Annotated in this window: 18 protein-coding genes; 9 read left to right on the top strand and 9 right to left on the bottom strand. The window is 65.3% G+C overall.

Annotated elements, in window-relative coordinates:
- Window position 1: 1 nt before the first annotated feature.
- A complete protein-coding gene (locus nbrcactino_RS13060) occupies window positions 2-367 on the bottom strand; it encodes a BlaI/MecI/CopY family transcriptional regulator (RefSeq protein WP_228460864.1) in 366 nt (121 codons plus the stop codon).
- 120 nt (window positions 368-487) lie between these two features.
- Between nbrcactino_RS13060 and nbrcactino_RS13055 the strand changes: the two genes are divergently transcribed.
- From nbrcactino_RS13055 to nbrcactino_RS13015, 9 genes are read left to right on the top strand one after another with little or no spacing between them, the layout of a single operon-like run.
- A complete protein-coding gene (locus nbrcactino_RS13055) occupies window positions 488-1,048 on the top strand; it encodes an FcoT family thioesterase (protein WP_161927977.1) in 561 nt (186 codons plus the stop codon).
- Window positions 1,045-3,282: a hypothetical protein gene (locus nbrcactino_RS13050; protein WP_161927976.1), complete on the top strand. Its 2,238-nt coding sequence runs from the start codon at window positions 1,045-1,047 to the stop codon at window positions 3,280-3,282. Before nbrcactino_RS13055 ends, nbrcactino_RS13050 begins: the two co-directional genes overlap by 4 nt.
- The gene (locus tag nbrcactino_RS13045) at window positions 3,279-3,494 is read left to right on the top strand and encodes a hypothetical protein (RefSeq protein WP_161927975.1); all 216 of its coding nucleotides are present in this window, start codon (window positions 3,279-3,281) and stop codon (window positions 3,492-3,494) included. The genes nbrcactino_RS13050 and nbrcactino_RS13045 overlap by 4 nt, the downstream gene beginning before the upstream one ends.
- On the top strand, window positions 3,491-4,564 hold the full coding sequence (locus nbrcactino_RS13040; protein ID WP_161927974.1) for a serine hydrolase domain-containing protein: 1,074 nt from the start codon (window positions 3,491-3,493) through the stop codon (window positions 4,562-4,564). Before nbrcactino_RS13045 ends, nbrcactino_RS13040 begins: the two co-directional genes overlap by 4 nt.
- A complete protein-coding gene (locus nbrcactino_RS13035; RefSeq protein ID WP_228460863.1) occupies window positions 4,564-5,616 on the top strand; it encodes a glycosyltransferase family 2 protein in 1,053 nt (350 codons plus the stop codon). The genes nbrcactino_RS13040 and nbrcactino_RS13035 overlap by 1 nt, the downstream gene beginning before the upstream one ends.
- 24 nt (window positions 5,617-5,640) lie before the next feature.
- On the top strand, window positions 5,641-6,663 hold the full coding sequence (locus tag nbrcactino_RS13030; RefSeq protein ID WP_161927972.1) for an alpha/beta fold hydrolase: 1,023 nt from the start codon (window positions 5,641-5,643) through the stop codon (window positions 6,661-6,663).
- Complete coding sequence (locus nbrcactino_RS13025; RefSeq protein WP_161927971.1) at window positions 6,660-8,204, top strand: long-chain-fatty-acid--CoA ligase; 1,545 nt, start codon at window positions 6,660-6,662, stop codon at window positions 8,202-8,204. Before nbrcactino_RS13030 ends, nbrcactino_RS13025 begins: the two co-directional genes overlap by 4 nt.
- 28 nt (window positions 8,205-8,232) lie before the next feature.
- Window positions 8,233-9,234, top strand: coding sequence for a COG1361 family protein (locus tag nbrcactino_RS13020; protein ID WP_161927970.1), 1,002 nt, complete (start codon window positions 8,233-8,235; stop codon window positions 9,232-9,234).
- A gap of 23 nt (window positions 9,235-9,257) precedes the next feature.
- On the top strand, window positions 9,258-9,692 hold the full coding sequence (locus nbrcactino_RS13015; protein WP_161927969.1) for a copper chaperone PCu(A)C: 435 nt from the start codon (window positions 9,258-9,260) through the stop codon (window positions 9,690-9,692).
- Between the two features lie 417 nt (window positions 9,693-10,109).
- Here nbrcactino_RS13015 and nbrcactino_RS13010 read toward each other — a convergent pair whose 3' ends face one another.
- Genes nbrcactino_RS13010 through nbrcactino_RS12975 form a run of 8 tightly spaced genes read right to left on the bottom strand, consistent with a single transcriptional unit; the run spans window position 10,110 to window position 20,862 of the window.
- Window positions 10,110-11,195 carry an ABC transporter substrate-binding protein gene (locus nbrcactino_RS13010; protein ID WP_161927968.1) on the bottom strand — a complete coding sequence of 362 codons (1,086 nt, stop codon included), beginning with the start codon at window positions 11,193-11,195 and terminating at the stop codon, window positions 10,110-10,112.
- A gap of 39 nt (window positions 11,196-11,234) precedes the next feature.
- Entirely contained in the window at window positions 11,235-12,218 is a 984-nt protein-coding gene (locus tag nbrcactino_RS13005) for a glycosyltransferase (protein WP_161927967.1), read from the bottom strand.
- Window positions 12,211-16,296, bottom strand: coding sequence for a condensation domain-containing protein (locus nbrcactino_RS13000; RefSeq protein WP_161927966.1), 4,086 nt, complete (start codon window positions 16,294-16,296; stop codon window positions 12,211-12,213). Before nbrcactino_RS13000 ends, nbrcactino_RS13005 begins: the two co-directional genes overlap by 8 nt.
- 31 nt (window positions 16,297-16,327) lie before the next feature.
- On the bottom strand, window positions 16,328-16,549 hold the full coding sequence (locus tag nbrcactino_RS12995) for a phosphopantetheine-binding protein (protein ID WP_161927965.1): 222 nt from the start codon (window positions 16,547-16,549) through the stop codon (window positions 16,328-16,330).
- A 46-nt stretch (window positions 16,550-16,595) separates the two neighbouring features.
- Window positions 16,596-18,149 (bottom strand): AMP-binding protein, encoded by a 1,554-nt coding sequence (locus nbrcactino_RS12990; protein ID WP_161927964.1) that lies wholly within the window; start codon window positions 18,147-18,149, stop codon window positions 16,596-16,598.
- A gap of 41 nt (window positions 18,150-18,190) precedes the next feature.
- Window positions 18,191-19,516 (bottom strand): lipopolysaccharide biosynthesis protein, encoded by a 1,326-nt coding sequence (locus tag nbrcactino_RS12985; protein ID WP_161927963.1) that lies wholly within the window; start codon window positions 19,514-19,516, stop codon window positions 18,191-18,193.
- A gap of 4 nt (window positions 19,517-19,520) precedes the next feature.
- Complete coding sequence (locus nbrcactino_RS12980) at window positions 19,521-19,778, bottom strand: acyl carrier protein (RefSeq protein WP_161927962.1); 258 nt, start codon at window positions 19,776-19,778, stop codon at window positions 19,521-19,523.
- A gap of 13 nt (window positions 19,779-19,791) precedes the next feature.
- Window positions 19,792-20,862, bottom strand: a complete 1,071-nt coding sequence (locus tag nbrcactino_RS12975) for a beta-ketoacyl-ACP synthase III (RefSeq protein WP_228460862.1) — start codon at window positions 20,860-20,862, stop codon at window positions 19,792-19,794.
- Window positions 20,863-20,867 lie beyond the last annotated feature (5 nt).

Below are 20,867 nucleotides of genomic sequence, written 5' to 3'. Positions count from 1 at the left end.
GTCAGGCCCGGTCGGCTCGATCGAGTGCCTCTCGCAGGTAGGCGACATCGTCACCGGTGAGCGAACCGGCGAATCGGAGAAGTGCCGCTCGGCGATCAGCACTGTCATCGAGGTTGGCCGACATTCGACGCCCGACGTACTCCGACTCCGACATCGTCGGCGCAAACCGGATACCCCGCAATGCGGTGCCGACTCGAACCACCGTTCCCTTGGCTTCGAGCCGGTCGAGTGCGGTGAGCAGGGTCGTATGGGCAGGCACCGGCTTGGAGAAGCGAGAGCGAATCTCCTTCGCGGTCACCGGGTCGCCAGCATTCCACATGATTCTCAGCACCGATGCCTCCAACTCACCGCGGGCTCGCGTACTCACCAACGCATCCTCTCTGCCGCCACCGAACCAGTTTGTCCACCGACAACCTTACCGACCACGCCATGTATTCTACTATTCGTAGAGCAGTGGGGAGATGGGTCCTCGGCTGACGACAGCGAAGTGAGCGACGCCGAAGTGACACCTCAGGCCGACGATCGACGAGAGTTGATCACCCGGGCCACCGCACCCTACGCCGCGACCGGGTGTCGATTCCTCCAGCAGCTACAGGTGAACGGCGATGCCGCCGGAACGATCCATGCGCGAGCGTCACTGGCCCTGACAGAAGCAGTGGGACGAGAAGGCCCGCCTCTCCTCTCGCCAGTCGAATTCCTCATCTGCTACAACCAGATGCTGTACGGGACCCTGGCGACGATCATCGCCGATCGCCTACATCCCGCCCTGGCGTCCTGGACGCTCGATGACTTCTGGCAACGACAACTGCCCAACGTCGTCATTCACCACGCGACGACGTCGATTGCGGAGCCGCTTGATGCCCGCAGCTTGCACGGGTCACTAACCATCGAACGGATCAGTGATCGACTCATCAAGCGGCGAACGTTGCTCATCGACACCACCGTCGGACTGACCGATCCCACTGGACGAATCGCGACCGGATCAATAGAGGTCGCGCTGACTGACAGTCCCCGCGCCGACGCTGAAGCGAAGAACATCCCGGAATGACACTGCCGTCGATCACCACTTTGTCGGGTACGGACCAGCAGGCCCCGTCCGACGCAACAGGAGCGTCCGCTTCGCGAAGCGGGCTGCGCCTCGGGCCGAACTCTGCGGTCGTACTGATAGCGGCGCTCCTTGCCGTCGTCGTGCCCCTGCTCATCTGGTGGAATGTCACCGTTCCCGGTCGCGCACTGATCGTCTGCCTCTTCGTGCTCATGGTTCCGGGCACACCCGCAGCAATTCTGCTCACGACCCGCGCGCGCCTGCAGTTCTCGCTGGCCCCCGCGTTATCCCTATCGAGCTACATCGCCCTCACCATGCTCACGATGACGGTCGGGTTGTGGTGGCCCCGAACGGTTGTCACCATCCTCGCCGTCGTGGGGTTGGCGCTGACCGGGCCAGCCCTCGATGCCAGCCGCACCGTCGTCGCGCGCCGTCGTAATCGCGCGCTCAGCCAAGCCAACGATCGCGGCATCAGTATTCGCGGTCGCACGCTTGGCAGACTTCAGTTCCGCCTGTGCGCCATGCTTACCTTGGCAGCCTGCCTAGGACTGTGGCTGCGTTCGACCGCCGTTGTCGACCTCGATTCGGTCTCGACTGCCGGATTGATCTCGGCACTGAACTGGCAGTATTTCGCCGCGTTGGCCGGCATCGTCATCGTCGCTGTCATCGCCTTGCGTCGCCCTCGACTCGACGTCATCGTGTTGGCCGCTTCGGCCGTCTGCCTCATCGCGGTGATAACCCTCTATGTCGGCATTGCCGATTGGTCGGCGCCGCTATCTACCGGCTATGTGCACGTTGGCTTCATCGATGCCATCGCCAACGCAGGACATTCCCTCACCGGCATCGACGCCCGATTCAGCTGGCCCGGCTTCTTCGCCACCGCCGCTTCGCTCACCACCGTCGCCGGTATGACCGACGCCACCGGTTTCCTCATCCCATTCCCGCTGGTGGCCGGGACCCTGCTGATCGCACCCGTATTCACCGTGGCCAACGCGATTACCACCTCGGTCCGGTTGAGCTGGCTGGCCGTATTCATCTTCATTGCCGGCAACTGGGTGCAGCAAGATTACTTTTCCCCACAGGCAGTCGCGTTCTACTTCTACCTCACCGTCATCGCCGTGGTGATGGACACGGCCCGGCGGTCAACCATCCCCCGCGCGCACGGCCGAGGCTGGCCGCGATTCGCCAGCCCCACGGTCCGCACACCGAGCCGGGCGGGCTCAGATTCGGCGTCGGCAACCATCGCGATGGAGTCAGCACTCTTGCTAGTAGGAGCCGCGATGGTGGTAAGCCACCAACTCACGCCTGCCGCGTTGATCGTCAGCCTGGCATTGCTGAGCTTTCTGGGGGTGACCCGGTTCCGGACCCTGTGGCTGGGGGTAGGGATCGTTTTCGCTGCCTGGTTCGCTTTCGGCGCGACCGACTGGTGGCTCGGCCACCTCACCGACCTGTTCAACAGCTTCGGCGACGCCAGCGGCTCGCTGCAGTCGGGAGTGGGTTCGCGCGTCCGGGGCGACCCGGAGTACCAACGCATGCAACAGTTCCGCATCCTCTGGTCCGCGGCACTCTGCCTATTGGCCGCGATCGGCTGGCTCCGCCTTCGCCACACGCGCCTCGCTCCTGCCACCGCTGCACTCATTGCCGGAACTGTGTCGCTGGTGGTGGGACAAAGCTATGGCGGCGAGGTGGTGTTGCGCATCTTCCTCTACGCACTTCCCTTCCTGGCCGCCTGCGCTGCGGTGACTATCGGCGGGCTCGCGCGGCGGCCCGGCACGATGGCGACCATCGGGGTGACGGTCCTGATGTCGGCGCTGATGATTAGCGGTACCGCTGCGCGCGGGGTGAACACCTCCTTCGAACGCACGCCCGGCGATGCCCGAGCCGCCGCCGACTTCGTCCTGGCAAAGGCGCCAACAGGTTCGACGGTCCGACCGCTGCTCACCGAGGGCACCCTGCGCGCTCGGCGAATCACCGAGCTGCGCGGACCGACGCAGTCGGCCTGCCGACGCACGGCGTTCGAGTGTCTGCTCGCCCAGCACCCTGATTACATCGTGCTCACTTCGACCCGCGAGTCCTTCGAGCACCTGATCAACGGCGCCATACCCGACTATTTCGGCCACGTTGAGACCCAACTGCTCACAAGCGGCATGTACCGAGTGACGTGGCGCAGCCCCAACGCAACAGTGCTCGAGCGGACCAGCCCGCGATTGACGTTGGCACCGGAGGGAGGCCGATGAATCTGAGCTTTCTGGTAGGACCCGTCACGGTGGTTGCCGCTGTTGCCGCCTTCCTTGCCTATGTCGCGACGGTATACCTACGCGAGAAGCGCGGCGGCGATGCCCGGATAGCCACCCTGGCCGATTCTCATCCAGTCACGACGGCAGTGGTGCTCATCCTGCAGCTTCTGGCCCTGGCCGCGTTGGTAATCAGACTGGGGGTGATGGCGTGAGCTGGCTGTGGCGGCACAAGGTCTGGGGTGTGCTGATCGCGATCATGGTGGGCCTTTCGGTGGCCGGGGCCCGCCTGGCCACTCACAGCCCCACATTGGCTGCCCCCGGCCAGGGTGACGAACGGTTGGTGCACCTGCTCTCACAGGAGTTCGATACGCCCAATCGGCACCGACTGGTGGCGGCATTGGTTGGTCCCACGGGCACCCAAACCGCGACCTTCGGCGCAGACCCGTTCACCACATTCCCGGTCGCCTCGTTGACGAAGACCTTCACCGCCGCGCTGTTCGCCGAGAGCATTCGCCGGGGCGAAGTCGGGCCCCGCACCAGGGTCGGCTCCCTGCTGCCACTGGGCATCGCCGCTGTAGCCTCGACCACCTTGGAAGAGCTCGCCACCTATCGTTCCGGGCTTGGCGAGTGGGGCGACGATCAGCGCGACACCGGCATCCGCCGCTGGTGGGTGGAATCCGTGCGCGGCAGCTCGATTCACAACGCGTCGCTCGACGAAGTTCTCGAGCGCGCCCAGCACGATCAGCTCAGCACCCGCGGACAATTCGGCTACTCCAACATCGGATTCGCGCTGCTGGGCCACGCGCTGGCGCAGGCAGCCGGAACCGACTTTCCGACACTGATGAGAGCCCGCCTGCTCGAGCCGCTCGGCATGCTGTCCACCGCGCTGACACCGGCCAGCGGCGGCCCGGGCCCGCACGGGTTCTCCCGCGCCGGCCAGTTGGCCGCACCATGGCCGATCGGCGCTTACGGACCGTCCGGCGGGGCCATGTCCACGCTCCGCGATATGACGGTCTACCTTCGCGCGCTCCTTGGCAACAAACTGCTCCGCACCGCCATGGCGCCACAAACCGTGCGCGGCGCACCCACCGGGACCGGGTACGGCTGGATGATCGATACCACCCGCACCGGCCACCCCGTCGCATTCAAGAGCGGCAACATCGGCGGGTTCGCCAGCGCGCTCATCGTCGACGTCGAAGGCGGCCGAGCCGTAGTCGTCCTTTCCGACACCGCCAACGAGGTCATCGCCGCCGCCTGGCACCTGCTCGAGCCCGCCCGCTGATGCCGACGCCACCGCTAGTCAGCATCATTCTCCCCGTGCACAACGAGGCCGAGCACGCAGCGGCCGCTATCGCCCAATTGGCCGGTCTGACTTATCCCGCCACCGAAGTCATCGTCGTTGACGACGCATCGACCGACAACACGGCGGCGCTGTGCCAGGCTGCAGCCCAGGCGGCGGGGCTGCCCATCACGGTCTTACACACCGCAACCAGCCACGGCGTCGCCGCCGCCCGCGTCCGCGGCGTCCACCACGCGCGCGGGACCTATGTGTGGCTCTGCGACGCCGACGACGAGTGGGATCGCGAAATCCTGTCGATCCTGGTCGACGGTGCGGTTCGGACCAACTCCGATGTCACATGTTGCCGGGCTCGCCGCCACGAATCGAGTGGCCGGACTTGGGTCATGGAGGGGGTGCCGAGACCGCGCACCCTGACCGGTCCAGAGGTACTCGATGCGGCGCTTGCCGGGCTGATTCGAGGCTACTTCTGGAATAAGCTCTTCCGTCGCGAGGTTCTGGCCAGCCTGCCGAATCGCGAACACCTGTCATCCCAGGACGACTTTGTCACGCTGCTCCAGGTCGTACGCCGGGGACCGACTGTGACACTTCTGCCCGACATCTGCTACGACTACCGTGAGCGAGCCGCCTCCATCAGCACCACCGATCTGAGCCGGCTCGACAACACTGACGCCTGCTACACGATGATGCAGCACGTGGTGGAATCGGAAATCCGGCTCGCGCCGAGAGCGCGGCAGCGCGAGTTGCGACGGAGCTTGGCAGACTTCCGACTCTGGTTCTTAGTCCTGCCGTCGGTATCGACTCCTGTCCACCACGGATGGCCCGACTCAGCGACGACAGCGCTCGTCAGGCGATTCTCCTCGTCGGTCGACGTGGCCACCGTGGTTCGCTCGGCCAGGCTTCACCCCCGTGTCGCAGCCCATGGCGCACTGCTGAAGGTAGCCGGCCGACACTATCCGACGGCGTACCGATTGCTGGCCACTGCACGCGGATTCTCGTTGCGCACCGGCAGCGCCCTGCCGCCGTCCCCGACGTAATTCTACGTATGGTAGAACAGCTTGGTGGGTTCAACCGACAAGCTTGCCGTGGCAATAGCCGAACTGTGTGCCGACCAGTTCGACATCAGCCCGGTTCACCCCACAGATTCGTTCGACCTCCTCGGCCTGTCCTCCCTGCAGGTGGAGCAGTTCCTCCGCGAGGTGCGCCGCCGATTAGGCGTCGACATCGGCGCGGCCGATGTCGCCGGTAACCCACCGATCGCAGCTATCGCTAAGCAGCTCCAGGCGCGTCGACGATCGCGCTTCTTCAAACCAACCAGTACCGTCGTGTTCCGCGAAGCCGCGGGTCAGCCCGTTCACATCCACCTCATCGCCGGCGCCGGCGCCACTGCTGCCGGCTTCATCCCGCTGGTCAATGTGCTGCCGGTGACCGCAGCCATCACCGCCTATCAGGCCCGAGGGTTCGAGTCCTTCGGAATTCCCGAATGGACCACCGCTCAGGCCGCCCGCCGGATAGCGAGCAGTATCGGCCGGGCCGACAACTCTTCGCTGCACATCCTGGTTGGCCATTCTTTCGGCGGCTACCTTGCCGCTGAGACCACCCACCGACTACGCGCGAAAGGGATCCCCGTCGCCGGCACGGTCCTGATAGACAGCGTCCTACGACGACCGGATGTCGCAGTTGCCACAGAATCCTCCGCTGCGGGCAGCCCTAGGACGCCTCCCCCGCTGGCAGAGCGACTGCGGATGCATGCACTCGTAGCTATCGCGGGTCCCATCCGATTCGACGCCAAGACACACCAGGCCGCCATGGGCGAGCGATGGATCCGAGCACAGAATCGACATCGGTTGGGCCGACTGCCAGATCGCACGTCGGTATTGGTCACTGATGAGAACTCCGATCAGGTAGCGCACTGGGAGAAGCTGTCCGCCCGCACCAGCACCATCACCCGAATTCCGGGGAATCACCACGACGCACTTCACGGCCGCAGGCAGGTCGCCGCCATCCGAGACGCCGTCGGCGCCTACCTGCCGGTGAGCCTGGCCGAGGTCGGTTCCACCAACCAGGAGCTCCGAAGCAGATGATCTTCCACAGTCACCTCCAGACCCTGAGCGAATCGCTGGACTTCCATGCCACCCAGAACGCAGAACGAGTCGCCCTGCGAACGACACCGGGTGCCAACCTGAGCTACCGAGAGCTGTGGGCAAGGGCCAGCGCACTTGCCAGCGCACTGCGTGCCCTGGGAATCACCCCCGCACAACGAGTGGCCTACCTGGGCCGCGAGTCCCATCAGTACTACGAGTTGGTTGCCGCGTGCTCGTTGACCGGCATAGTGCTGGTCCCCGTCAACGCGAGACTCGCCGCCGACGAGGTCCGGCATATCCTTGGCGATTCGCAGGCCGCGCTGTGCTTTCTCGACGCCGATCACCCTCTGGTCGAGGCGACCGGTACCCGCGAAATCCTACTCGGCGACGACTATGAATCCTGGTCCGGCTCCGTCGGCCACATAGCCCGGACCGATGTCTTTCCCGCGACCCCCGACACTCCGTTGGCGCAGCTGTACACCAGCGGCACCACCGGACTGCCCAAAGGGGTTGTGCTGGCCCATCGCAGCTTCTTCGCGGTGCGCGATGCCCTCGCACTGGCGGGTTTGGACTGGATCGACTGGCAACCTGGCGATATTGCCTTGATCGGAATACCAGGATTTCACGTCGGTGGCCTTTGGTATGCCATCCAGGCCTTCAATGCCGGCGCGACTGTCGCTTCGATGCCGGCATTCGATGCCCACCTGGCCCGCAAGACGATCGCCGACTGGGGGGTTACGACGGCCATCTTCGTACCGTCGATGATGCAGGCGATCCTGGACCACACTGCGGGACCGGCAACAGACTTTCGTTCGCTGCGAAAGGTCATCTATGGCGGCGCCCCGATTTCAGAGGTGGTCCTCTTGGAATGCGCGAGCCTATTCGGCTGCGAGTTCGCCCAGATCTACGGGCTGACTGAGACCGGAAACACCGCGATCTGCCTCCCTCCCGATCAGCATTACGCCGGATCGCCGCGACTTTCTGCAGCTGGTCGGCCCTACCCCTGTGTCGATGTGAGAATCGTCGACGACCAGGGCGGCGAAGTTGCCACCGGTGAGATCGGTGAGGTTGAGCTGCGTTCACCGGCGGTAATGGTTGAGTATTGGCGCCTACCGCAAGCGACCACGGAGACCCTTGTGGACGGCTGGGTGCGAACCGGAGATGCAGGCTTTCTCGACGAGCAGGGCTATCTGTTCATTCGCGATCGCAAGAAGGACATGATCCTGGTGGGCGGCGAGAACGTCTATCCCGTGGAGATCGAGAATGCGCTGATGCGCCACCCCCAGGTCCGCGAAGTCGCCGTCATCGGTGTGCCCGACGACGTCACTGGCGAGGCCGTGGTCGCCTACGTCGTCGCGAATCCGGGGTCAGCTCCTACCACCCGCGATCTGCGCCTACACGCGGCGGCCTCCCTGGCTGTATTCAAAGTGCCGTCTCGCTTCATCTATGTGCAGGAGATTCCACGCAACCCCAGTGGCAAGATCTTGCGCCGCGCACTTCGGGCCCCGCATTGGGTGGGTCGTGACCGGCTGGTCAACTAACGTGACCACACCAGCGAGTAGGAGTTGTGTGGCGAGCCGACTGGTCGGCGCCGCGCTTGCGCTTGGCGCAGTGGGGTTCACACTCGCCCCAACCGAAGCGCCCCGCGCGGGCGCCTCGGTCCTGGAAGTGCGGACCCACATCCTCGACACCGCCTCGGCCACCGCGAATACCTCCCTCAGCCCGCTGGACTCCGCCGGTGCGCGAGTGATGGCCTACCCGGGCGCCACCACCCCGGCAGTCGTCGACATCGTCAACCGCTCGGCATCGGCCCGGCGATTTCGAATTCGTCCCTCCGGCCTGGTCAGCATTAACGGTCAGTTGCAGCACGTGATTCCCGCACCGATCACCGGGCCGGCCTCTTGGGTGCGGGTGCCCGATAGGGAGATCGTCGTTCCGCGGGAGTCATCCATCCCCGTCCACCTCACCCTTACCGTGCCCAGCGACGCGTCCGCGGGTGACCATGCGGCCGGTCTGATCGTCGACGATCTCGATGCGCCGCCGTCAGCGCGCCGCGCAACGACCCCGCTCTATGTCAAGATTCCCGGCGAACGCCGCCAACACCTCATGTTTCGCCGGGTGTCGCTCACATCGACGACGCCCGTGGCCATCCCATTTCGAAGCCGGCCAGCCATGATGACCTATGAGTTGATCAACGATGGCAATGCAGTCGTTCACGGAAATCTTGAGGTCGGCGTCGAGTCGCTCTTCGGCCTCTCCGGTGCCACGCAGCGCCGCGCCAACATCACCATCTTTCCCGGCGGAAGCGTCTCCGGCCAGATTCCAGTGACTATCCTGCCGACGGTAACGGTGAAGCCGCACGCGGTGATCTCGGTCCCCTTCGTCGCGCAGGCGGTGCAATATTTCAGCGATGAACCATTGGTCGAAACCTACCAGGTTGAGGCCAGCGGCGAGACGACGGTGCTGGCCCCCGCAGGTGAACTGGCTATCGCGTTGACGACCCTTGGGGGCGGGTGGCTGTGGTGGCTTCGGGCGCGACGGCGCGCGCTGCGAACAAGGCCGCAGCGGTGAAGCCCGTGGGAGCCACGGTGGCTATGCTGGCTGCCGCGCTCGGCTGCTCATCGCTGATCGGATGTGCTGCCGCTGGTCGGCCCGGCACCGACGACGAGGGCAGCCGCATCCGCGTCGACAACGCCTGGGTCCGATCGGCAGCGTCGGGTTCCACCAGCGCCTATGCCGACATCGTGAATATCGGCGCGAGGAGCGTCACGATCCGGACCGCGACATCGCCGCCATCGCCGTTCATCCAGCTCTACGAAACCTTGTCACGCGCGGACGGCGTTCGGCTGAACCAGGAGGTCCCGACCGGCTTCCAGATACCCGGACACACCCGGATCCGGCTCGCGCCGGGTGGACGCTACCTGGCGCTGACCAGACTCGTTACCCCGATACGCGCCGGAAGCGACGTACGGATCGCATTGGTGATGGAGGACGGATCAGCAGCCCCGTTCTCGGCCCGGGCGCGATAGTCGAACCGATTCACCCGGTAGTCGTCGATAATGGCCACGGCGATGTATCGCGTCGCGACCACTAGGTCAACGACCGCGATGCCAGCAGCCACCCCGATCAGCGGGACGATCCATCCTGCAGCTAAGCAGACCAGCACCACCGCGACGATGATCCATCGATCAGACCGGTCGACGGCTCGGCGCCCGGGTCCGCAGGCTAGGGCCGTGGCGACCAAACCACGCACCTGTGCTGCCGTCAGGCGGGTGAGCCCCTCAACGAGTGCAACACTCGGCTCGACCTGAACCATCGGTCCTCCCTGATAGCCGATTCCTTATCGACGACTTCGTCGGTGAGAAACGGACCCGATTAGGGTCACTACAGAGAGTGGTCGGTCCTAGTAGGTACTCGGTTCCTGACTATTTAGATTGGCGCCAGCGTCACCAACCGGCATCAGGGTGGGCAACCTTGGCAATCTTCTCGATCGCCGCCGCGTTGGCCGGCCCCAGGTACGGCCCATCGGACACCGCGACAAAAGTCTTCGTCTTCGACGCCGACCATTGCGGGTAGGCGGCGAAGAGCTTGCGGGCCTCGGCGGCCAGGTCCTCACCCGGACGCCAGGCCCCGATGACCAGCACGTCGACTTCGGCGGCCGCCAGCTGCTCAGCACTGAGGTTGCTGGTCAATTGTGAGCCACCGCCGGGGAAGCTCGGCTCACCGCCCGCGGAGCGCACCACCGAGTCATAGATGTTTCCGGAGAAAACGGCAGGCAAGCCGTTAGAGTTCATCACGCTCATGTCGGGGTAGGCGATGAGCATCTTCTTCTTCGGCTTACCCACGACTTTGACACCGACGGTACGTATCCGGTCACGGAGACCGTCGACGACGCTCTTGGCACGATCTTCGACGCCGTAGACCCGGCCCATCAGGGTGATGAACTCCAACGATGAAACGACCGATCCGTTTTCGTAGGCGGTCTTCTCGGCAGTGGTGACGTTGCCAGCCTTCCCGTAGGCACAGTTGACCGGATTGACCAGGGTTCGGATCCCTGCCTGCTCCAACGTCTGGCGACTGGCGAAGCCGAACTTCGGGTCAAACCCACCCGACCACGTTGAGATAACCAGGTCGGGTCGGCGTGCCAACACCTGCTCGGCCGGCACATCCATCGCGGCATTGAGCTTCAGCCCATCTTTGGGCAGGGCGTCGACCTTCGCGGCCATCCCTGGGATGTCGGATACGCCGTAATGCTGGGCGCTGGCCAGCACTGACCCGGCAACCCCCAACTCGATCAGCGTGGTAGCTTCGCCAACCGAGGCACCCTGCAGCAACAGCACTCGTTTGGGAGCTTCGGTGAACGTTTGGGTGAAACCGCAGTTGTTCACCACAACCGGGTAACCCGTCCCCAATTGCGCGGTCGAGCTGGCCGAGTCGTAGGCAGTGTTGACCGAGCACGATCCAAGTATGAGAGCAGCTCCTGCCGCCGCCCCGACGGTTAGCGTCGTGCGCCACCGCTGTGATCGCTTCATCACCACTCCTCATCTCTGGCCGATCGGCCGACAAACGTCTCATTCACAGTAGTCGCTGGGCGCAGCGCTGGAGTTCCCTGCGACAGCCAGCCGGATCAGCTCGTCACCTTCGCGGCTTTCGGCGAGCACTTCGGCCAAGGTGCGGTGCCGAGGCAGACTGCGGATCCCGTCCCACACCCCCGCCACGACGGCGCCCAGCGCCGTCGGTATGGACTGTCCGGTGCCCACTTGCTGCACCGAAACTACGCGCAGCAGCTCCAGCCAGGCCCGCACCCCAATCGCCGACGAATGTGCCTCGCGAACGCACCAGACAAGGTTTCGGATACTGCCCCGGGCCCGGTCCGCCCGAAAGTGGCCGGGCCCCGCACCTACCGGCCGATGGACTACCGCCGCAGCGGGAACATAGCGCCCCGATCCGCCTGTCGCCAACCGCGCCAAGTACTCGGTGTCGTCATGCCAAATGAAGAAGTCTTCCAACGGCGCATGCGTCGCGCGCGCTGCAGCGCCGTCGATCAACGGACCAACGAAGGAGGCCGCGAGACAGGCGCCATGGCCATTGCGCGCCGCCGCCACCCCCTGGGGAAAATCGGCCGACAGGAAGGGTCGATTCCGCGGCCCCAACGCACCGCCGGGCTCTAGCACGAGGGGAGCGACAAAGGGCGCCCCGTTCGCCACTGCCCGTGCCCGGAGCAACTCCTCGAGGCAATCCGGTTGGGCAACCGCGTCATCATCCATCAGCCAAATGGCCTCTGCGCCGAGCTCGCAGGCCCACGCAATCCCGCGCGCGAATCCACCGGCACCTCCGGTGTTCGCCGCGGTGCGGATCCCGCCAACCCGGTCAGCAGATCCCTTGAGATAGGACCAGGTCTCATCGGTCGAGCAATTGTCGACCACAATCACACGGCGAACGCGAACGGTCTGGTCGAGCACCGACTTGATGGCCTCAGCCAACAACCCCACACGATTGTGGGTAACGATCACCGCGACGACGCCGCCCCGCTCACAACGGTCAATCTCATCCATTGCCGACTCCGACTGAGCGGTCAGTGGACAAAGCGGCAATGGCGCCGTCGGTATCGACTATCGCTACCGACCGCGCATATCTGGTCTGCCACCCACGATCGGCGAAGCCACCAAGAAGGAGGTCACACCATCTCAGCGCGGCGGCGCGGTCGATCTCATTGAGTTCGCCCACCTCGCTGACCAACCCTCGCCACGTCGATAGCTCGACCCTGCGCGCATGGGGCACCAATCCGGACAGCACATCGGCAACGCCGACCGGTTCTCCCCCGCGTACATCGATGATTCCGACCTGTCCCCGGTCTCCGGGTGGGTCTTGCACCGCGATTTCAGCAATGAGCTGCCCCGCGTCGCCGGCAAAGCACATCGGTTCGCGTAGCGCCACGTCGGGAATCGCTCGCACGGCCGCCGCCGCTGCTGCCACCCGGCACAAGAAGTCGTCCCGGGGCCGAGCGGTCGGATCGGCGAGTACCCGTCCCAACCGCACCACGACCGCGTCCAGACCTCGAGCAGCGGCGACAGCGACAAGGTGTTCACCGACGCACTTGGTTTGCGCGTAGCCGGTGGGAATCGTCGTCGGCTCGGCGAGGCCGCCGTCCGGACCCGCCGCGGTGGCCGTGGACACGTAGAGGAACCGCAACCCCGCTGCCATGGCGGTCTGCAGCAGGCCAACCGTCGGTTCGACGTTGTCCCCCCGAAGTCCGTCATAGGGCAGAAATGCGTCGACCCGAGCGGCCGAATGAACAATGTGGGTTAGGTCGGCACCCACCTGGTCAACAACTGCGCTTGACTCCTGCGACGCCGGCGTGGCAACCACTCGAAGACGCCCCTGCGTGATTGCGGATCCGATGGCCGGTGCCAGCGCTTCACCGGCGGCGCGAATGAGCCGTTCAACGGCGTGATCATTGTCGGTTGCGCGCACCGGCGCGACCACACCGACCCCCTCCTCGGCGAGTAGTGCGCGCAGAATCTGCATCCCGACGAACCCCGTGGTACCGGTCGCCAGCACTACAGCGGGCTGATGCGAGGACCGAGGGGCAGCGCACGACTTCAACGCCGACTCCCCCCGGCGCAAGTCTGCGGTCATCGACTTGGCCAGCGGACGGGCCTTTGATTCGGTCAACCGCTGGGCAATCGCTACTATCGTCGCCCCCGTCAGAACATCGTCGGCGCGAACTGACTGACCCGTCCGCTGACCCAGGAGGCTGGCCAGTATCACCGCCTGCATACTGGTCGCCCCCGCGTCGAAGATATTCTCGGTATCGCCGGGTCGATGCCCGAGGACTTCGGTTACCACTGCGCGAACCAGCTCGCCCGTCGCTTTTTCGGGGGCACTCGATCCGATAGCGGAAGCGGCTTGGACGGCAAGAGCGCGGTGCGGCAGTGCCGCCACGAAATGGATAGGCCCCAGAGCTGGCAGGTGCGGGGAACTTCGCCGGCAACTCTGCCGCAGCACGGCCGCAGTTGGGGCCGTCGCCGCCGATTCATCTGCCACGATGAACGCCTGGATTGCCCCGTGAGCTGTTGGCGACACTGCGGCCACCCGAACACCCGGTTGGGCCGCCAGCACCTCTTCGACCGCAGCAAGGTCGACCCGACGGCCGCCAACCTTGGCCACCCCATCACAGCGAGTCAAGAACTCAACCGTTTTTGCATCGTGCGATACCGCCACCAGATCGGCCGTTGCAAAGGCTCGCGTCTGGTTCCCGTCATCGCCGACGATGGTGACAAAGCTGGTTTCAGGCTGTCCGTCGTATCCGTTCGCCAGCGGCGGACCATAGAGGAGCAGCTCCCCCACTGCCCGGCTCGCGGACCAGTAGTGCCCCGGTACGGCGGCGTCAACACGCAGCAGGGCCCCGGTATGTGGCAGGAACTCACCCAGCGCCACAGCCCCGCTCGCGGTCACTTCAACCGGCCCGCAGCTGCTCACCACAGTGGCTTCGCTGGGCCCGTAAGAATTCCATACCGGCGGCCCACCGGCGGCCCGCCACGTTTCAAGGTGAGCTGCCGAGGCGACCTCCCCACCGATAACGACCTGCTTCAGGCCGACGGGAAGGCCGTGTCCTTGGCAGTGCAAAACCAATTCATTGAAGACCGACGTCGGCAGATCCAGCACCGTGACACCCAAGTCGATGACCAGGTCGACGAGGTCGGCTGGAGCAAATGGGCCGTAGCCGGCCGGGATGGCCAACGTCGCCCCCGCGCCGAGCGCGCCAAAGATCTCTTCGATGCTGGTGTCAGTATGCAGCGGAGCCAGCCAAGCGACAGTGTCGTCGGGGCCCCAACCGTAGGCCGGGACAATATCTGCCACGAAGGCGGCCAATGCCTCGGGGCCGACACGCACCATCTTCGGGCGCCCGGTCGAACCCGACGTGGTCACCGCATAGCCCCCCGCGGGGAGTGGATGGGTGGCCGACCCCGGCACTCTAATCCGGCAGTCCTGTCCCGTCACCACCGCGCACACGCCCAGCCGATCCAGGGAATCCTCATCCATGCCCCAGGCCGGACTCAGGGCCACATGCCCGCCACCCAAGCGATGGACGGCAAGAACATTCACCAGGTCGCGATACGGGTCGGTGGGCACCAGCGCCACCGCACCTGCGCGCACACCCGCGGCGCTCATGGCTACGGCACGATGATCAACGATGCGATCGAGTTCCCCCCGAGTCACTACCGCGCCGCCGGTACGTAAGGCTGGCGCGTCAGGATCCGCCCGCAGCCACCTGGCAAGTGTGGTTGATAGGTCCGGCGCCGGAGCATCCACCGGGGCGGAGAGCTCTCGGTAGTCACGCGCAATCTCAGATACCAGCGCATCCGGCGCGGCCAGCATCGCCTCAAGCGTGGCGGTGATCACCGCCAGGTAGCCATCGACCTCACGCTCGCGATGCCGGTCCGGGTTCGCATCCAGACACAATTCCACCCGATCGTTTCGTAGGTAGACCTGCAGCGCAAGATCCTCAACCGGGCCCGCCGCAACGTTGGTCGCGCGCGCCGACACACCAGCGATCCCAAAGTCGTAGTCGAAAGCCATTACGTTGACGACCGGACCGAACAATGCCCGTCCGCCCCCTACCCGACCCAACTCCCGACGCAACCACTCATGGCGGTATCGCGCGTGGCGCCGAGACCGTGCGATATCGCGGCCGATCGCGCGAACCACCTCGGCAACTGTCGCGGCAGGGTCAACCCGTACCGGAATCGGGGCCACGTTGACCAGCATCGAGGGCACTCGGGCAGCTTGAGACCCGAGCCTATTCATCATCGGTATGCCCAGAATGACCGTCTCGCGCCGGGCGTTGCGCGAGACCACCAAGGCCACCGCGGCCACAATGGCCTCAACTAACGGGAGCGTGCCACCGAACCGGTTGGCTCCCTGGATCGCCGAGCGCCGACGAATCTTGTCGTGGCCGCGGCCAACACCCGGCTCGGTGGACACCCCCGCGGTCGGCAATGTCGCGGCGGCCAAAGCCGACGCAGGCGTATCAGCGACCAGCCGTTGCCAATACTGCTGGTCGGTCGCTGCCTGTTCGCTGCGGTGATACTCCCGCTCCCGCCGAGTGAGATCTCGATAGGCGCGCATCGCTTCGTCGGCGGTGAACCCTGATCCGGGCGTCTGGTACCGATCAGCCACTTCGGCAAAGCACAATCCGAACCCGTAGCCGTCCAACGCGACGTGGTGCGCCCGGTGATACCACCACGTCACCTCCTCGTCGAGGAGCAGGATGACGTGCCGATCGGTCACCCCGGCAAAGGGGTCAACGGGCGTCTGCGCGTCGCGGCTGATGAGGGCCCCCGCGCACCTCGCCGAATCCGGTTCGGCACGCAGATCGACGACGTCGACGGCGACATCGTCGGGCGGCCGGATCCGTTGGCGTACTACCCCGTCCACCCTGGTCAGTTGCACCCGCGTCGCCGGCACCACGGTGATCATCTCGGTGATCGCGGCGGTCAACCGCTCGGGGTCGACCGGTCCGCGCAGTTCGACATACTCGGCCAAGACGTGCATCGGATGTCCGGGCCAGATTGTCATTGCGTCAACCACACCGGCTTGCGCCGCCGTCAACTCCAGGTCGTCGGTCATGCCTGCCATCGCCCACTCGCGCGCAGCCCAATCATTCGGCCGCCACAAAATCCAGCCAGGCCCCAACCGACGTGTTCTCCGCCAGGTCGGCGAAGCGCACCAGTGCCCCGGCCCGGCGCCACCGCTCCAGCAGCCCAGCAAGTTTGATGGAATCCATGCCTAGGTCAACGAGATCGGTGTCGTGGGAGAGTTCGTCGACCTCGGCAAAAACTGCATCGGCAATATCAGCCAAGACTTGCGCTCGGGTCAGCATCCGTGGGACTCCTCTCTACTCAGGCGTTGGCGGTCGGGCGTCGTGCTCAGTTGATATTTCGGTCCCGCCCGACCCAGTAGCGTTCCCGTACAACCCGGCGCAGAGTCTTTCCGGCCGGGTTCCGCGGGATCTCCGACGTGAACTCGACCGTTGCCGGCAGCTTGAACCCGGCTAGCCGGGTGGCGAGGAACCGCATCAAATCTCGCGCAGTGAGGTCGGCGCCCTCCGTTGCGACCACAACTGCGTGGACGCTCTCACCAACACCTTGATCTGGGACGCCGACGACCGCCGAATCGCTCACCGCAGGATGGGTGTTGATCACCTTCTCCACTTCCGCGGGATAGACGTTCTCGCCGGCGACGATGATGAGGTCTTTCACTCGGTCGTGCAGGTAGAGCAGTCCGTCATCATCGAGATAGCCCGCGTCGCCGGTCCGAACCCATCCGTCAACAAGTGTCTGCGCGGTCGCCTCAGGATTTCGGAAGTACTCGACCATTCGTGCCGGAGTCCGCACGAACACCTCCCCCGACTCACCACCGGACACAACATTTCCTCGGCTGTCGCGGACCTGCAGTTCTATCCCCGGGTAGGGGTACCCAGCTGCTGCCAGTGGCGCGCCGGGGCGGCGGTGCGCCGCTGGCGGCAGGCACACGGCCGTGTTGCCGGTCTCGGTCAACCCGTAGATCTGACCGAAGTCGCAGCCCATCGTGGCGAGGGCCCGCTCGAGTAGTTCTGCTCCGATCGGCGCACCCCCATAGACAACTTTGCGCAGCGAGGCGAAATCGGCGGGCACGACTCCAGGCTCGGCGAGCAGCATGAGAATCATCGCCGGTGCCATGCAGGTGGTGCTGACCCGCTGTCGACGAATAGCGCTCAAGGCCGCGTCCGGGGTGAAGGCGGGGAGGATGATGTTGGTGATTCCGGCGTTGAGTCCTTGGGCTGCCCACCACATGCCGCCGATATGAAAGGACCCCAAGGCGATGAGGCTGCGATCCCCGTCGCGCCAGTCGATCCAGTCCAGCCCGGACCTGTCGAGCAGGTCCCGGACCGCGAAGAAGCTGCGATGGGCCAGGACCACTCCCTTGGGGAAGCCGGTAGTCCCGCTGGTGTACATCTGCACGACCGGCGTGTCGGCGGTTGCGGGAAAGGCCGTCCAGTCTGCGCTGCCCGCCCCCGCGACGCGAGCGGAAAAGTCATCGCATGTCATCGTTATTGCCGCGCCGGATACCCCGGGCCTAGCCTCGGCACTGACCAGCAGCTTCGCCTGCGAGTGGTCGATGATGTAGTCGACCTCGGGCTCGCTGAGCCGCCAGTTCACCGGAACGAGGACCGCGCCTAGCAGGGCTACCCCGTACAAGAGTTCATAGACGGTTGTCTCGTCTCTGCCGATGTGGAGCACGCGATCGCCGGCACCCACGCCCGCCGAAGACAGCACCCGCGCCGCCCCCTGAGCCCGCCGCCACAGCTCGCGGTAGGTCACACTCGAACGTGCATCGATGAGCGCCACTTGATCAGGGCGAGAGGAGGCGTTGTGGACCAGGCGATCGATCAAGGTCGGGAGCTCGACCACCTGGTCATCGTGGCCTTCAGCACCAGTCATTCACGCACCTCTATCGGGCCTCGCCCAGCACCTACACCGACTCATTCTGCTACACCCAATTGTGGTGGGGTCGCAGCAGTGGTCGCGACGCGGCGCCGCGTAGTTCCCGGATCCTTCGACGCTGACTCGGCGGCCCGCACCTGCCGCCACAACGGGACCGCGACGATGCAGGCTGCTAAGGATTCACAGATGAGCAATCCGAAGCCGACTGCCGGCAGGCCGTAATGCGGCAAACCGAGCCAACTGATGACGATGACTCCGGTCGAAATACCGACCTGAACGGCAACGGCATACCCCAACCGTCGGCGGACCCGGGCGATCGCCACGAAGATCCGTTCGGGTACCGCCGCGAGCAGCGACACGGCCACCAGGATCAGCATGAGGCGGGTACTCCTCGAATACTCGCCGCCCAAGCCCGACAAGATCACCGGCGCACCGATTCCCACCACGGTCGCCACGATGACTGATACCCCGGTCACGATCATCAGTTGGCGCCGCCATAGCCCGGGCAGCAGCTCGGGGTTGGCTGCGACGCGGGCAACGAACGGCGCCCCGACCATCGTGACCACCAGTACCGCTGCGGTCACCAACGTCCAGGCCACCCCGAAGTGGCCTGCTGAAACCAATCCCTGACGCTGGAGCACAACCAACGGGATCGCCAGTGGGAGTACCGCACTCGCCGCGACGATGCCGAGCAGGCTGATCGACTCTGACACGAGGCGCTGCGGCCGAACCGAATTGCCGTGCACGGCAGTCAACGGAACCAGCGTCCGATGGCGCACCGCCACCGCCACGAGTATCGCCGCTACCGCAACGGCCGCTGGCGCTACCCAAGCAACGACTACAACCGTCGCCCCGTCGATCAGCGGCGCGAGGACGACGAGTAGAACCAACTTGGCCACCGCATGGATGATGTTCTTCAGCGCCGTCCAGCGAGCGCGGAGCAACCCAATCAACACCGAGTCCTGCAGGGCGAATGCGCCCAGGATCGCAGTGACAACAAGGAAACCGAGACCTGTTGCCGGCGTCGGCAGGAGCAGGTCAGGCGCGATGAAGGTATACGCACCGGCTAACAGGACCGCCAGCGTTGCGGCTATCGCCTGCCCACGCAGGATCGCCGCACGCCCCCAGCGCCCGGCAGTGGCCAAGTGGCGCTCAAACAGCAGGCCCAAGCTCAGATTCGACAACGTCCCGAGAGTGGTGGCCGCGATCAGCACCGTCGTCGCCCGCCCGATGTCGGCGACATTAAGCAGCTGCGCCGCCACCACCCAGAAGACGACACCGACAGCACCGTTGACTGCGGCCGCTAGGACCAGGGCCGACGAGTCGGCCAGCAGTCCGCCGCCGTCGCCTCTCCCCGGGGGCACGTGGCTATCGAGCCCGAGCCGCGAGAACTGCGTCGACGAGTTCGTCGACGGTCTGCAGTGCTTCCAACGTGTCGTCGGGAACCGAGATCCCCAGTCGCTTCTCGACCCGCTCGGTAATCGTGACCACCGAAATCGAGTCGACGCCGAGGTCGTCGAACCGCGCCCCCGGTTTCAGCCGGTCCGCCAGCAGCCCCTCGCCGATCAGTACCGCCTGCACCTCCGCATAGACGACGTCGATATCCCCAATAACCGCTTCGGTCATCCCGGACTCCTCCTCATCGGTTCTCCAGTTCTCCTGGACTCTTACCTGCTGATGTGCCGGTGGATTCGTCAGCGCAACCAAGCAACGGGTCGATGACCTGGCCCGAATGCTCCCACGTGACGGCGGCCGAGCCCCACGCCAGCCCACCGCCCAAAGCGGTCAGTAGGACCCGTTGAGTCGGGGCAAGTGCTCCGGTCGCCGCACAGTGCGCCAATGCCAACGGAATACTCGCAGCGCTGGTATTGCCCATCCGATGAAGGGTCTTGACCAGCGCGGCCGCCGGCAAGCCGAGATTCGTGGCAACCGCATCAATGATCCGGGCATTAGCCTGGTGCGGCACCACCACATCAATCTCAGCCACCTGCCAACCGGCTCGCTCGAGGACCGCCGTTGCTGACGCACTCATCCGAGCGACGGCGTGCCGGTAGGTCGCCCGCCCTTGTACCTGTAGCCATTTCTCCGACGTTTCAACCGGCTCCGGTATCAGCGAACCGCCACCTTTTTGGGTGATGAGATCAACATTGGCGCCGTCTGAACCGAGATCGAAGCAGTGGATTCTGCCGACGTCGCCCGAGCGCGCCCGCCGCACCACGACGGCGCCCGCACCATCCCCGAAGAGCACGGCGGTCGCCCGGTCGGTCCGGTCGATCACTCGAGACATACACTCGGCACCGACCACCACGACGGCCTCTGCCAACGAGCTCTGCACGAATGACGAGGCGACGGCAAGGGCATAGACGAAGCCACCGCACGCGGCGCCAACGTCGAAGGCTGCCACCGGTTGCAGACCCAGCTTGTCGGCGACCACCGGGGCAGTGGCCGGGCTTCGGCGGTCTGGGCTCATCGTCGCCACAATCACCGCGCCCAGCGGTGCCTGCGCATCACCTCGAGCAGCGATGGCCCGGCGAGCGGCGAGTACCGCCAGGTCACTGGTGGCGATTCGTTCGTCCGCGACCCACCGCCGAGCGCCGATGCCGGTACGCCTGCGAATCCATTCGTCGGAAGTGTCAAGTTCCGCACCGAGGTCAGCATTGGTGATCACGCCGGGTGGGAGGTAGCCACCCACACCGTCGATCACTGCCACCGGCG

The sequence above is a fragment of the Gordonia crocea genome, assembly GCF_009932435.1.
Classification (GTDB): domain Bacteria; phylum Actinomycetota; class Actinomycetes; order Mycobacteriales; family Mycobacteriaceae; genus Gordonia; species Gordonia crocea.
Note: the sequence above shows the minus strand (reverse complement) of the source record. Positions and strands in the feature narration are given on the sequence as shown.

Coding starts and splice junctions, on each gene's coding strand:
- nbrcactino_RS13050 (WP_161927976.1), top strand. CDS start 1,045: ATGACACTGCCGTCGATCACCACTTTGTCGGGTACGGACCAGCAGGCC.
- nbrcactino_RS13045 (WP_161927975.1), top strand. CDS start 3,279: ATGAATCTGAGCTTTCTGGTAGGACCCGTCACGGTGGTTGCCGCTGTT.
- nbrcactino_RS13035 (WP_228460863.1), top strand. CDS start 4,564: ATGCCGACGCCACCGCTAGTCAGCATCATTCTCCCCGTGCACAACGAG.
- nbrcactino_RS13025 (WP_161927971.1), top strand. CDS start 6,660: ATGATCTTCCACAGTCACCTCCAGACCCTGAGCGAATCGCTGGACTTC.
- nbrcactino_RS13015 (WP_161927969.1), top strand. CDS start 9,258: ATGCTGGCTGCCGCGCTCGGCTGCTCATCGCTGATCGGATGTGCTGCC.
- nbrcactino_RS13010 (WP_161927968.1), bottom strand. CDS start 11,195: ATGAAGCGATCACAGCGGTGGCGCACGACGCTAACCGTCGGGGCGGCG.
- nbrcactino_RS13005 (WP_161927967.1), bottom strand. CDS start 12,218: ATGGATGAGATTGACCGTTGTGAGCGGGGCGGCGTCGTCGCGGTGATC.
- nbrcactino_RS13000 (WP_161927966.1), bottom strand. CDS start 16,296: ATGACCGACGACCTGGAGTTGACGGCGGCGCAAGCCGGTGTGGTTGAC.
- nbrcactino_RS12995 (WP_161927965.1), bottom strand. CDS start 16,549: ATGCTGACCCGAGCGCAAGTCTTGGCTGATATTGCCGATGCAGTTTTT.
- nbrcactino_RS12990 (WP_161927964.1), bottom strand. CDS start 18,149: ATGACTGGTGCTGAAGGCCACGATGACCAGGTGGTCGAGCTCCCGACC.
- nbrcactino_RS12980 (WP_161927962.1), bottom strand. CDS start 19,778: ATGACCGAAGCGGTTATTGGGGATATCGACGTCGTCTATGCGGAGGTG.